The sequence below is a fragment of the Pedococcus sp. genome (genome assembly GCF_036554925.1).
In the GTDB taxonomy this organism is placed as follows: Bacteria; Actinomycetota; Actinomycetes; order Actinomycetales; family Dermatophilaceae; genus Pedococcus_A.
In genome coordinates this window covers 1-13,358 of the sequence record NZ_DATBMI010000169.1, presented here as the reverse complement: position 1 = coordinate 13,358, position 13,358 = coordinate 1, and the positions used below count along the sequence as shown (strand labels likewise).

Sequence of the window (13,358 nt, the reverse complement as noted above, 5' to 3'; positions counted from 1 at the left end):
AGCGGCGGGAACCGTGCACCCGCTCGGTAAGTTGTCCCATAAACCGGAGGTGTGCGCGCTCGGGCGCGGCCCCAGGCAGATCGGGCGTGTGGTGAGTTCTTCAGAGTGGTTCGGCGCAGGCGGCCCGCCCCATGAGGGCGGCGGATCGGGTTCGTCCGGAGGGCAGGGGCGCCCCGGCGGCGGCCGTTTCGGAGGGGCCCGCCCGCCGGTGATGCTGCGGCGGCGGCGCGGGCCGCTCGGCCCGACGATCGCCATCCTGGTCGCGCTGGGCTTCCTCATCTCGTGGGCGGCCGGGGTGTGGACCGAGGTGCTGTGGTTCGACGCGCTCGACTTCCGGTCGGTCTTCGTCACCGAGCTGTCGGCCAAGGCGGTGCTGTTCGTCATCGGCTTCGTCCTCACCGGCGGCCTCGTCGCCTCCAGCCTGGTGGTGGGGTACCGCACGCGGCCGGTCTACGCACCCGTCACACCCCAGCAGCAGAACCTCGACCAGTACCGCGAGGCGATCGAGCCGCTGCGCCGGATCGCGACCATCGGCATCCCGGTCATCCTCGGGCTGCTGGCGGGCACCGGTGCGGCCGGCCAGTGGCAGACCTTCCTGCTGTGGCGCAACCAGGTGCCGTTCGGGCGGAACGACCCGCACTTCGGGATGGACATCGGGTTCTTCGTCTTCACCCTGCCGTGGCTGCGCTTCATCCTCGGCTTCCTGACGATGGCGCTGATCATGGCCCTGATCGCCGCCGCCTTCACGCACTACGTCTACGGCGGGCTCCAGTTCCAGTCACGCGGGGAGAAGACGACCCGGGCCGCCCGCACCCACCTCGCGGTGCTGTTCGCGGCCCTGCTCGTCATCCGAGCGGGCAGCTACTGGGTGGACCGCTACTCCCTCTCCACCAAGGACTCCCGGCTGCTGACCGGCATCAGCTACACCGATGCCACGGCCACCATGCCCACCAAGGCCATCCTCGCCGTCGCCGCCCTGATGACCGCGGCCTTGTTCGTCGCCTCGATCTGGACCCACTCGTGGCGCCTGCCCATCATCGGCGTCGCCTCGCTGACGGTGCTGTCGATCCTCGTGGGCGGCATCTACCCGGCGCTGATGCAGAACTTCATCGTGAAGCCGTCGGAGAAGTCCAAGGAGGCCAAGTACCTCGACCGGAACATCAAGGCGACGCGGGCCGCCTACGGGCTCGAGGCCGTCGACTCCCAGGTCTACAAGGCGGCCACCACGGCCAGCCGGGACCAGCTGCGCAACGACGCCGACACCATCCCCGGCATCCGCCTCGTCGACCCGATCGTCGTCTCGCCGACCTTCCGGCAGCTGCAGGCCGTCAAGTCGTACTACAGCTTCCCCGACGCGCTCGACGTCGACCGCTACCGGATCGACGGCCGGCTCAACGACACGGTCATCGCCGTCCGGGAGCTCGACCTCGAGGGCGTGCCCGCCAACCAGCGGAACTGGCTGAACGACCACACCGTCTACACCCACGGCTTCGGCGTGGTCGCCGCCTACGGCAACCAGCGGGGCGAGGACGGCCAGCCGGTCTTCTACCAGCAGAACATCCCTCCGGTCGGGCCGCTGCCGGCCTTCGAGCCGCGGGTGTACTTCGGCGAGAAGTCCCCGGACTACTCCATCGTCGGGGCCCCCGCCGGCAGCAGGCCGCGAGAGTTCGACTACCCCGACAGCAGCGCCGCCGGGCAGAAGAACAACACCTACGCCGGCAAGGGCGGGGTCGAGCTCGGCTCGTTCGCCCGCAAGGCGGCCTACGCCATCCAGTACCGCGAGCTGAAGTTCCTGCTGTCGGACGCCGTCAACAACGACTCCCGCCTGCTCTACCACCGCAAGCCGCTGGACCGGGTCAAGAAGGTCGCCCCCTGGTTGACCCTCGACGGCAACCCCTACCCGGCGGTTGTCGGCGGGCGGATCCAGTGGATCGTCGACGGGTACACGACCAGCGCCGACTACCCCTACTCGCGGCTGCAGGAGATCGGGAACGCGACCTCCGACTCCGTGACGGAGAGCTCGACGGCGGTCAGGTCGATCTCCTCCGGCCAGGTCAACTACATCCGCAACTCGGTCAAGGCCACGGTCGACGCTTTCGACGGCACCGTGCGGCTCTACGCGTGGGACGAGCAGGACCCGATCCTCAAGGCATGGTCCAAGGCGTTCGACGGCACGGTCCTGCCGCTCAGCGCGATCAGTGGCGACCTGATGTCGCACCTGCGCTACCCCGAGGACCTCTTCAAGGTCCAGCGCACGATGCTGGCGAAGTACCACGTCACCGACGCGGACTCGTTCTACGGCGGCCAGGACTTCTGGCGGGTGCCCACGGACCCGGCCCAGGAGGACCGCACCGTCGACCAGCCTCCGTACTACCTGACCCTCGCGATGCCCGGGCAGGAGGAGCGGGCGTTCTCGCTCACCACGACGTTCCAGCCGACCGGTACCCGCGAGGTCCTGTCGGGCTTCCTGGCGGTCGACTCCGACGCCGGGTCCGAGGACGGTCGGCGCAAGCAGAGCTACGGCCAGCTCCGGCTGCTCGAGCTGCCGCGTGACACCACCGTCAAGGGCCCCGGCCAGGTGGCCAACGACGTCAACTCCTCGAACGCGACGTCGGACGCCTTCACGCTGACCCTGAACCAGTTCCTCAACCAGAGCCGGTCGCAGGGCTCCCGGGTGACCCTGGGCAACCTGCTGACGCTGCCCGTCGGCGGCGGGCTGCTCTACGTCCAGCCGATCTACGTCAGCGCCCAAGGCACGTCCGGGTACCCGCTCTCGCGCGCGACCGTCGTGGCCTTCGGCGACCGGCTGGCGTGGTCCGACACCCTCGACGGGGCGCTGGACGGTCTCTTCGGCGGCAGGTCCGGTGCGACCGCGGGCGACTCCGGCTCGTCCACGCCACCACCTGGCGGCACCCCGAAGCCGGGCACCACGCCGGCCCCCTCGGACGCCGCGGCGCTGGCTCAGGCACTCGAGGACATCCAGGCCGCGTACGACGAGGGCCGGGAGGCGCTGCAGAAGGGCGACTTCGCGGCCTACGGCGAGGCGCAGGAGAAGCTGAACGCCGCGATCAAGCGGGCCGTGGCCGCCGCGCCGAAGGGCGGGTCCGTCACCGTGACGCCGGGCCCCACGGGCACGGCCACCCCCGCCCCGACGGGCACCGCGACGCCGTCCCCGAGCAGCACCCCCTGACCGGTGGAGCGGGCCTCGCGCGCGGCGTGCGCGAGGGGCCCGCTCGGTCCGGGGCAGGCCCGCCGGGGAGCGGATTTGCATCTGAAATGCCCCAGCCCGTAGGGTTGTCACTACCGACGCGGGGTGGAGCAGCTCGGTAGCTCGCCGGGCTCATAACCCGGAGGTCGCAGGTTCAAATCCTGCCCCCGCTACCACGTGTAGCAACGACTGAGGCCCTCTCCCTTCTGGGAGGGGGCCTCAGTCGTGCCGCACGGGCACGCGCGCGGGGCGCCTCGGCGCCGGTGGCGCGGACGCCGCATTCTGGCCGAGCTCGAATTCGGCTCGCTGGCCGGGGTGGACGCGGGAGGACTGGGTCCGCGTGAGTCCAGACACTGACCTCCGCCGGGGCACCGGCACGGTCGACTCTGCCCCTCAGGGCGGGGTACGTGACGCCACACCCGGCGCGACGCTCTTGCTCAGGCGGTGGCCACCAGGCCGGCGGCCAGACCGAGGGCGGCAGACACCCCGAGGGCGGCAGACACCCCGAGGGTGCGCAGCACGGGCCAGCAGCTGCGAGACCTACCGGCGGGGGCCTGCATGCGGGTCTGTACTCAGGCGGCGCCGGGCTCGACGGGCACTCCGGCGACACGCCACTCGAGGACCCCGTCCGCGGCCCGCCTGGCGCGCAGTCCGGCACCAGTCAGCAGCCGGACGGCATCGTGCGCCAGCACGCAGTACTGCCCGCGGCAGTAGGCGACCACCTCGGCGTCGCGCGGTAGCTCACTGAGCCGGTCGGCCAGCTGCTCCAGCGGGATGTTCACCGCGCCGGGAAGGTGGCCGGCGGCATACTCGCCGTGCGGCCGCACGTCGAGGACCACCACGTCCCCGGCGCCGAGCCGGCGCAGCAGCTCCCCGGTGCCCACCGCCTCGGTGTCGTGGGGGCCGAGGTAGGTGCGGCGCGCGAGCTCGGTGTGCGGCCGGTGGCGCTGGGCGACCTGGCGCAGGTGGGCCCACAGTCCGGCCACGTCGTCACCCGCGAGGGAGTAGAAGACGCGCTTGCCCTCCCGCCTGGCCACGACCAGCCCGGCCTCGCGCAGCGACTGCAGGTGCGCCGAGCAGGTGCTCATGCCGGTGTCGGCGGCGGCGGCGAGCTCCTCGACGCTGCGCGGGCCCTGGGCGAGCAGGTCGAGCAGCTCGAGGCGCTTCGGGCTGCCGAGCGCCTTGCCCACGGCGGCGAACTCGGCGTAGAGCGCGTCCTTGGCGTCGCGGTCACCCATCGCCGTCCTCCTCCGCGTCCGTGCTCTCCACACCCGCCTCCCGGGTGCGGTGGTGAGTCTCGTACATCCGCACGGCGACGACCAGCCCGGAGACCGCGGTCAGGCCCGCGACCGTCCACACCGCGGCGCGCACGCCGAGCACGTCGGCGACGACTCCGGCGAGCAGGGCGCCGACGGCGAAGCCGCCGTCGCGCCACAGCCGGTAGATCCCGACGGACCGGGCCCGCCAGGCAGGGTGGGCGACGTCCCCGATCGCAGCCAGCAGCGTGGGGTACACCGCCGCCGTGCCGGCGCCGAGCAGGACGGCGGCCACGGCCCAGGCGGCGAACGCGTCAGCGAGCGCCACCAGGCCGAGGGCGACGGCCTGCAGCCACATGCCGCCGGCGATCATCCACTTGCGGCCCCAGCGGTCGGACAGTGCCCCGGTGACCAGCTGCCCGACGCCCCAGACGGCGGGGTAGAGGGCGGCGAGGACCCCGATCCTGCTCACGGACAGCCCGGCGCCGGCGAAGAGGATGGGGAACAGCCCCCAGGCGAGGCCGTCGTTGAGGTTGTTCACCAGCCCGGCCTGGCTGGCCGAGGACAGTGCCGGCTCGCGGAAGCTGGTCTGGGTGAAGACCTGCCGGTCGCTCAGCTCGGCGTGGAGGTGGTCGTGCCTGCCGTCGGCGCGGGCTACGTGGCTGGCCGCCTCGAGCCGCGCATGGCCGCGAGTCTCCCTCACCGCCAGGGCGGACAGGCCCAGGCCGAGGGCGGCGAAGGCGAGGCCGAGGAGGAACGGCGCGGGGCGCAGCCCGTAGGACTCGGCCAGGTAGCCCGTGGCCAGCGCGGTGGCCGCGACCGCGACGTACCCGGCGGCCTCGTTGAAGCCCATCGCCAAGCCGCGCCGGGCGGGGCCGACGAGGTCGATCTTCATCACCACGGTGGTCGACCAGGTCAGGCCCTGGCTGATCCCGAGCAGCACGTTGGCACCGATGACCCAGCCCCACGTCGGTGCCCAGATCAGGAGCAGCGGCACCGGGATGGCGACGAGCCACCCTGCGACCAGGACGGGCTTGCGGCCGAACCGGTCGGACCAGGTGCCGGCGAAGTAGTTGGTGGCGGCCTTGGCCAGGCCGAACGCGAGGATGTAGGTCAGGCCCGCGGTGTGGGCCCGCAACCCGAACTCCTGCTCCCCGAGCAGGGGCAGGACGGTGCGCTCCTGGCCGAGCATCCCGCCGACCAGGGCGTTGACGGCGACGAGCAGGGTGAACTGGGCGGCGTTCTGCCGTAGCCCGAGCTCGATGCGGCTGGTCGTGCCCGCGAGGGGTGTCGTGCTGCGGGTGGTCATCGGCCCGTCTCCAACATCTGTCCCGTGGCTCGCTCCCAGTCCCGCGGGCCGCCCTCGAGGACGGCGATGTCGTGTCGTCCGGCGCGCTGCAGCAGGCTGGCCGCTCCCATGGCCCGTTCGCCGTGGCCGCACATGACCACGGTGCGCCCGGGTGGGAGGTCGGGAACGCGGCCGGTCAGCTCGCCGAGCTCGACGTGAGCGGCTCCGGGCACGTGGCCGGAGCCGGCGGCGAGCTGCACGGCACCGGTCAGGAAGTCCGCGTGCAGGTGCGTGTCCGCGGCATACGCCACCCGCAGCCCGCGGTGCGCGGCGGCAGCCCGCAGGGCCCGCAGGTCACGGCTGGCGTCGACCGCGAGGGCCCGCCCGTCGCCGAGGGCGACCAGGTATGCCGTGTTCCCGAGCCCTTCGTCCACGATCGGGACGACGTCGACCGAACCCATGTGCTCGTCTCCTGTCAGTTCTGTCGGTCCATCATTCCACAGTTTGTTGGAATGAGAACAACTCAGTCATCGTCGCCGCGGGCCGCGTTCACTGCGCGAGGTCGTCCGGCGCTACCATGGGTCGCAGTACCGGCCCTCGGCCACACTGCTCTCTCTCGGCGACCTCAGCTCGTCGGTGGGCGGTCACCGACCGAAGGCGCTCGGCCTCATGCCGGGGGAGGGCTGTCGGGGGACCGGCGTCCCGACCTCTCGCTGAGGGGGCCGAGCCGCGCGCGGCGTGTCCACCCGGACCCTCCGCGCGACGTCCCACCACCCTCGGGCGAGGGACGGCGGGGGCCGTGCTCATGTCGCCCGTGCCGACCTCGGCGCGGGACCGGAGGAGGAGTTCTTGGCTCAGCGAGGCCAGCGCCAGTCGGGCGCCACCCGTACCGCCCCGCGCACCCAGCGGCGTGCCCGCGACGTGGACAACGAGGGCATCATCCCGGTGCTCGCCCGCGCAGTGCGCGAGGTCGAGGCGGCGGCCCAGCGCGGTCGCGTCCGGCCGGCGGGTCGCACGAAGTTCCAGGTCGTCGCGCTCCTGGTGCGCGAGGAGCGCGCCCGGATCAAGGCCGACGGCACCAGCAGCGAGGCCCAGCGGGCCGAGCAGCTCAAGCGTCTCGACGGGATCGCCACGATCCTCGCGAAGACCGCAGCCCGCGACACCTCGCTGCTGGCCCTGCTCGGCGAGGACGCCGTCATCCCCGAGTCGGCACGGTCCCTCCGGCGCGAGATGCTGGAGGCCGCCGGGATCGAGCAGGCCCCGGAGGAGGACGCCCCGGCCGAGGCCGCCGCCGGCCCCGCCGCCGCGACCGAGCGCCGCGTCGTGCCCCAGTCGGTCGTCTCGCGACAGCTCGCGAACCCCTTCCTGGCCCCGGACTTCGCCTCCGCCGTGCAGCACCGGCCCCGTACCGGCCGCCTGGCCAGCTGGGAGCTCCTCGGCCCGCTGTTCCGGTCCTTCGAGTACGGCGGGGACTCCTCGTGCATGGACCTGCCCGACCCGACCTCCGTGCGGGTGCCGGGTGGGCGTGAGCTGATGCGCCACCAGGCGCAGGTGGTCGCGGCGGCGGCCTCCGGCCACCGGACGTTCCTGCTCGCCGACGAGCCCGGCCTCGGCAAGACGGCGCAGGCCCTGCTGGCCGCGCAGGCCGCGGACGCCTACCCCCTGCTGGCCGTGGTGCCGAACGTCGTCAAGGCGAACTGGGCCCACGAGGCCGAGCTGTGGACCCCGGGCCACCCGGCCACCGTCGTGCATGGCGACGGCCACACCATGGACGGCTTCGCCGACATCGTGGTGGTCAACTACGAAGTGCTCGACCGTCATGTCGGATGGCTCGGGGACCTCGGGTTCAAGGGCATGGTCGTCGACGAGGCGCACTTCATCAAGAACAAGTCGTCCCAGCGCTCCCAGCACGTCCTGCAGCTCTCGGAGCGCATCCGTGCCCGCACCATGCGCCCGCTCCTGATGGCGCTCACCGGCACCCCGCTGATCAACGACATCGAGGACTTCAGAGCGATCTGGCAGTTCCTCGGCTGGATCGACGAGAAGAAGCCGCGGGCCGAGCTGATGGCGTCCCTCGACGAGACCGGCCTGACGCCAGCCGACTCGGGCTTCTACGCCGCCGCCCGCGCGAGCGTCATCGACCTCGGCATCGTGCGGCGCCGCAAGGTCGACGTCGCCTCCGACATCCCGGACCGGCGCATCGCCGACCTGCCGGTCGAGCTCGACGACGAGGCCGGCCGCTCGATCCGGGCCGCCGAGCAGGAGCTGGCCCGGCGGCTGGTGTCGCGGTACGAGATGGCGCTCGCGACGCGGACCTCCGGCGCGACGGTCGAGGGGATCGACCACGACCTCGTGCGCAGGGTCGCGGGCTGGGAGCGCGAGGAGGCGGCCAAGGCCAAGGCCGGCGAGAACGTCTTCGGCGTGATGCGGCGCATCGGGCAGGCCAAGGCCGGTCTCGCCGCCGACTACGCGGCCCAGCTGGCGCGCAGCGTGGGCAAGGTCGTCTTCTTCGCCAAGCACGTCGACGTGATGGACGCGGCCGAGGAGACCTTCGCCAGGCGCGGCCTGCGCTACGCGTCGATCCGGGGCGACCAGACGCCGAAGGTGCGCCAGAAGAACATCGACGCGTTCGTGGGCGACCCCGAGGTCGCCGTCGTCGTCTGCTCCCTGACCGCAGCCGGTGTGGGGCTCAACCTGCAGGTCGCGTCCAACGTCGTCCTGGCCGAGCTCTCCTGGACCGACGCGGAGCAGACGCAGGCGATCGACCGCGTGCACCGCATCGGCCAGGGGGACCCCGTCACGGCGTGGCGCATCATCGCCGCGCAGACCATCGACGGGAAGATCGCCCAGCTCATCGACAGCAAGGCCGGCCTCGCCGCGCGGGCCCTCGACGGGTCGGACGAGGAGGTCTCGTCGTCGGCGGACGTGCAGCTCGAGGCGCTCGTTGCGCTGTTGACCGACGCGCTGTCGACGTCTGGCTAGGGCGCGCGCCACGCCACCGGCCCCGTCCGCCACGATGGCGGGCGGACCCGCCAAGCCGGGACCATCGGCCCGTGACCAGCCGGACCGGCCTGCCTACCGTGGGCGGCGTGGTCACCAGTAGCAGCGGTTCGGGGGCGCTGTCGGTCGAGGTCACGGTGCGCGGTGACGTGTCCCCGGGCGCGGTCGACTACGCGCGCAGCAAGGTGGCGCACGTGGCGAGGTACGCGCACGAGCCTGTCCTCGGCGCGCACGTCGTCCTGACGGTGGCACCGGACCCGGCGGTGGAGCGGCACGCGCGGGCGGAGGCGTCCCTGGACGTGAACGGGACCCTCCTGCGCGCCCACGCCCTGGCCTCCGACATGCTCTCCGCGGTGGACCTGCTCGAGGCACGGCTGCAGCGGAACGTGGCCCAGCACGACGACCGGGCCCGGACCCGGCACCGCTGGATCGGCGTGGCCACCGGGCACGAGTGGCGCCATGGGGACCTGCCGTCCCGGCGCGAGGACCACTACCCGAGGCGGCCCGAGGAGCGCGAGGTCGTCCGGCGCAAGACGTTCGCTCTGGAGCCCATGACCCCGGACGAGGCCGCGTTCGACATGGACCTGCTCGGGCACACCTTCTACCTCTTCACGGACCTGCAGACCGGCCGGGAGGCGGTCGTCTTCCGCGACGGGGAGGGCGGGTTCGCGACCCAGGGTGAGCAGGTGCCCTACAGCGCGACCACCCTGGTGGAGACGGCCGCGTCGGCGCCGACACTCACCGAGCCCGAGGCGATCGACCGGCTCAACCTCAGTGGGGAGCCCTTCCTCTTCCACCTCGACCCGGACACCCGGCGCGGGCGCGTCCTCTACCTGCGCTACGACGGCCACTACGGGCTCATCACCGCCGCCGGCCGCTAGGGAGGCACCTCGCACGCGGCCTCCACCCGGCATCATCCGGCAAACGGGTCTTGACCGGGTCACCGCGCCGTCGGCTAGCGTCGCGGGGGAGGAAGGGTGCGTGCGCCATGGGGATGGTCTCTCCTGTGCGACGGTGGTCCGTGACACCGTCAGGCCCGGGAAGGGCGCGCCTCCTGCGCGCAGCGGCCGCCGGCCTGCTGCTCGTGGCCGCTGGCGCGTGCACGGCTGTCACCAGCGCCAGCACCGCGACGCCCACGCCCACTGCCGCCGACGCGGCGGCCACCACGACGTCGGTGGTGCAGGTCGCGACGACGGGCTCCGATGCCACTGGTGACGGCTCCGCGGCACGCCCCTACCGCACGGTCCAGCGGGCCGTCGACCGGGCGCCCGAGGGCAGCAGGGTCGTCGTCGCCGCAGGCACGTACCCCGGATTCGCGGTCACCCGGGACGGGCTGACCGTTGCCGCGGCCGCCGGGGCGAAGGTCCTCATCCGCGGCACGGGCCACGACATCGTCGCCTTCGACGGCGTCGTCGGCGGGGGCCTCGAGCGCCTCGACATCGCGGGGAGCGCGCAACGCTACGGCTCCGCGGTCAAGGTCGACGGGAGCCGTGGTGTGCGCGTGGTCGACTCCTCCGTGCACGACGGCCTCACCTTCGGCATCACCGTGGTGCGCAGCTCCGGCGTGCTGCTGCAGGGCAACGACGTCTTCGGTCACGCGGCCGGCATCGAGGAGCGCTTCGCCAGCGACCTGGTCATCCGCGGCAACCGGATCCACCACAACCTCAAGCGGGTCGACAGCGGGCGCGGCTTCGAGGGCATCAACTTCTACAAGTCGACCGGCACGGTGACGGTGGAGGGGAACCGCCTCTGGGACAACCTCACCCACTTCGAGGTCTACGGCGCGAGCAACCTGGTCATCCGCGACAACGTCACGTCCAACGGCCAGGTCATGGAGACCGGTACGACGTCCAGGCTGCCGTGCGCGCACAACGTGTTCGTGCGCAACGTCGCGTTCCGCGGCACCCGGCCCAGCAGCGGGATGATCCTGCGGTGCGCCAGTGACAACCTCATCGCGCACAACACCTTCGACGGCTTCGACACCTTCGCCCTCGACGTCGTCGACGGCACCAAGGGGGTCGCCTACGGCGGTTCGGTCGAGCGCCTGCGGATCCTGAACAACGTGATCACCGGCGGTCGCGCCTTCAGCATCGACAGCACGCTGCCCGACTCCGTCGTCATCGACTTCAACCTCGTCCACAACGTCGGGTCCACGGCGAGGTACGGGAGGTACCTCGCCTACGTCGCGGGCCACGGCAACACCCAGAGCCTGGCCGAGATGGCGTCCTGGACGGGTCAGCAGCGGCACGGCCTCTTCGCCGACCCCCGCTACGTGTCACGGGGGACGCGCGACTACCGGCTCTCCCAGGGCTCGCCGGCGATCGACCGCGGCATGAGGGGACTCGAGCCGTACCTCGGTGCCGCGCCGGACCTGGGCAGGTACGAGACCCGTTGAGCCGCGCCGGTGGTCGTCCTGCGTCAAAAGGATGAGTTGCGGCCGCAGGCCGTGCCCCACAATCGGTGCAGCGCGGGGGTGTGCCCGCGGACGAGGGCGGGGGGTCGCATGCACGCGGAGCGGGGGCTGTCGGCTCCACACGGCACGACGCTGGTCGACCTCGTCGTCGGCCGGGCGCGCGCCCGGGAGCTCGTCCAGCAGGCGGCGGCCTGGCCGCACCGGGTGCTGACCGAGCGCCAGCGGTGCGACCTCGAGCTCCTCGCCAGTGGGGCGTTCTCGCCGCTGACGGGCTTCATGGGCCAGGACGACCACACCCGGGTCTGTCGGGAGATGCGGCTCTCAGACGGCACGCTCTGGCCGATGCCGATCACCCTCGACGTCGACGACCAGACCCTGCGCAACGCCGAGGCGAGCGGCCACCTGGCCCTGCGCGACCAGCAGGGACGCCTGCTGGCGGTGTTGGAACCCCGCGGCGCCTGGCGCGTCGACCCGGTGTTCGAGGCGGAGGCGGTGTTCGGTACGAGCGACACCGCCCACCCCAGCGTCAACCACCTCCTGCACCGCACCCACCGCTGGTACGTCACCGGGCGGCTCGAGGTGCTGCCCCGTGCGGTCGAGGTGGCCGGGCGGGAGGGACACGACCTGCGGTTCACGCCGGCCTCCCTCCGCCGGCACTTCGACGAGCTGGGCGTCCGCCGCGTCGTCGCGTTCAACACCCGCAACCCGATGCACCGGGCCCACCAGGAGCTCACGCTGCGCGCCGCACGGGAGACCGGGGCCCACCTGCTGGTCCAGCCGGTCGTCGGCCCCACGAAGCCGGGCGACATCGACGTCGAGACCCGGGTCGCGTGCTACCGACGGCTCATGCCCAGCTACCCCTTCGGCGGGGTGACGCTGGCGCTCCTGCCACTCGCCATGCGCATGGGGGGTCCACGAGAGGCGCTGTGGCACGCCATCATCCGCCAGAACTTCGGTGTCACCCACATGATCGTCGGCCGGGACCACGCCGGGCCGGGCCTGGACAGCCGCGGGCGGCCCTTCTACCACCCGTATGCCGCGCAGGAGCTCGTGCGCCAGCACCAGCACGAGCTGGAGGTGAGCATGGTGGCGTTCCCCCAGCTGGGGTACGTCGAGTCGACCGACAGCTACGAGCCGGTGGACCAGGTCCCGCCAGGGACCCTGGTCAGGAGCATCTCGGGGACCGAGGTGAGGGAGCGGCTCGCCCGGGGCGAGTCCCTGCCGGAGTGGTTCACGCCGCCGGCGGTGGCCGAGGTGCTGCGACGGCGCTTCCCGCCGCTCCCGCTGGCGGCCGGCTGAGGGCGGTTGTCGGCCACCGTGCCCCCGAGTAGCGTCGAGGGGAGCGGCACAGGGAGGTGATCCCGTGAGAGCCCTCCTCAGGGACCTGGTCGAGGCCGGCAGGTTCACCAGGGTGGCGCCGTACCAGCGCCTTGCCTACGTGTGCGGCGCGGTGCTGGTGGCCAGCGGCCTGTTCCACGCCGGCGTGTACCTGGTGGACGGTGGGCCGTGGCAGGGCCCGATCTCCTGGCGGAAGCCGGTGGTCTTCGGGCTGTCCTTCGGGATCACCCTGGCCACGGTCGCCTGGATCGTCGGTTGGCTTCGCATGGGACGGCTCGCCGGCTGGCTCCTCCTCGGGACGCTGTCGGTCGCGTCGGTCGGCGAGGTCCTCCTCATCTCGATGCAGAGGTGGCGTGGGGTCGAGTCGCACTTCAACGAGGACACCGCCTTCGACGCCGCGGTGTTCTCCGCCATGGGGACGCTGGTGTCCTTCGTGGGCCTCGCCACCCTCGTCATCGCCCTCTGGTCCCTGGTCCGGATCGAGGCTCCCGCCAGCCTCGCCCTCGCGATCCGCGCCGGCCTGGTGCTCATGTTGGTGAGCCAGGGCGTCGGCGTGCAGATGATCGCGGAGGGAGGGAACACCTTCGGCGCCGCCGGCGCCCTGAAGCTGCCGCACGCCGTGACGCTGCACGCGGTGCAGGTGCTGCCCGCCCTGGCACTGGTCCTCGGGCTCACGTCGGCGCCGGAGCGGCAGCGGACGAGGCTCGTGACCGCCGCCATCGGCGGGTACGGCCTCCTCGTCGCCGCCACGCTGGTGCAGACGTACAGCGGGCGCGCGCCCTCGGACCCGGCGCCGGCGTCGGTGGTGCTGGCCGTCGGGGGCCTGGCCGTCCTGGCGGCCGCCTGGTGGATCGC

At 72.6% G+C, this 13,358-nt stretch carries 9 protein-coding genes and 1 tRNA gene; 7 read left to right on the top strand and 3 right to left on the bottom strand.

The window, feature by feature from the left end; all coding sequences use genetic code 11:
* Positions 1 to 211: 211 nt before the first annotated feature.
* Both VIB11_RS13435 and VIB11_RS13430 read left to right on the top strand, forming a co-directional pair.
* A complete protein-coding gene (locus tag VIB11_RS13435; RefSeq protein ID WP_332031740.1) occupies positions 212 to 3,190 on the top strand; it encodes a UPF0182 family protein in 2,979 nt (992 codons plus the stop codon).
* A gap of 117 nt (positions 3,191 to 3,307) precedes the next feature.
* Positions 3,308 to 3,384 (top strand) — tRNA-Met (locus VIB11_RS13430).
* A gap of 396 nt (positions 3,385 to 3,780) precedes the next feature.
* Here VIB11_RS13430 and VIB11_RS13425 read toward each other — a convergent pair.
* From VIB11_RS13425 to VIB11_RS13415, 3 genes are read right to left on the bottom strand one after another with little or no spacing between them, the layout of a single operon-like run.
* Positions 3,781 to 4,446, bottom strand: a complete 666-nt coding sequence (locus VIB11_RS13425; RefSeq protein WP_332031739.1) for a metalloregulator ArsR/SmtB family transcription factor — start codon at positions 4,444 to 4,446, stop codon at positions 3,781 to 3,783.
* Complete coding sequence (locus tag VIB11_RS13420; protein WP_332031738.1) at positions 4,439 to 5,773, bottom strand: MFS transporter; 1,335 nt, start codon at positions 5,771 to 5,773, stop codon at positions 4,439 to 4,441. The genes VIB11_RS13425 and VIB11_RS13420 overlap by 8 nt, the downstream gene beginning before the upstream one ends.
* Positions 5,770 to 6,213, bottom strand: a complete 444-nt coding sequence (locus VIB11_RS13415; protein WP_332031737.1) for a rhodanese-like domain-containing protein — start codon at positions 6,211 to 6,213, stop codon at positions 5,770 to 5,772. Before VIB11_RS13415 ends, VIB11_RS13420 begins: the two co-directional genes overlap by 4 nt.
* A 388-nt stretch (positions 6,214 to 6,601) precedes the next feature.
* Here VIB11_RS13415 and VIB11_RS13410 point away from each other — a divergent pair, with 388 nt between their 5' ends.
* From VIB11_RS13410 to VIB11_RS13390, 5 genes are all read left to right on the top strand, one after another.
* Positions 6,602 to 8,734, top strand: coding sequence for a DEAD/DEAH box helicase (locus VIB11_RS13410; protein ID WP_332031736.1), 2,133 nt, complete (start codon positions 6,602 to 6,604; stop codon positions 8,732 to 8,734).
* A 71-nt stretch (positions 8,735 to 8,805) separates the two neighbouring features.
* On the top strand, positions 8,806 to 9,633 hold the full coding sequence (locus VIB11_RS13405; RefSeq protein WP_332031735.1) for an HPF/RaiA family ribosome-associated protein: 828 nt from the start codon (positions 8,806 to 8,808) through the stop codon (positions 9,631 to 9,633).
* A 140-nt stretch (positions 9,634 to 9,773) separates the two neighbouring features.
* Positions 9,774 to 11,147, top strand: a complete 1,374-nt coding sequence (locus tag VIB11_RS13400; protein ID WP_332031734.1) for a right-handed parallel beta-helix repeat-containing protein — start codon at positions 9,774 to 9,776, stop codon at positions 11,145 to 11,147.
* Positions 11,148 to 11,255: 108 nt separating this feature from the next.
* The gene (sat, locus tag VIB11_RS13395) at positions 11,256 to 12,464 is read left to right on the top strand and encodes a sulfate adenylyltransferase (RefSeq protein ID WP_332031733.1); all 1,209 of its coding nucleotides are present in this window, start codon (positions 11,256 to 11,258) and stop codon (positions 12,462 to 12,464) included.
* Positions 12,465 to 12,528: 64 nt separating this feature from the next.
* On the top strand, positions 12,529 to 13,358 hold an 830-nt coding region (locus tag VIB11_RS13390; protein WP_332031732.1), incomplete at its 3' end, for a hypothetical protein.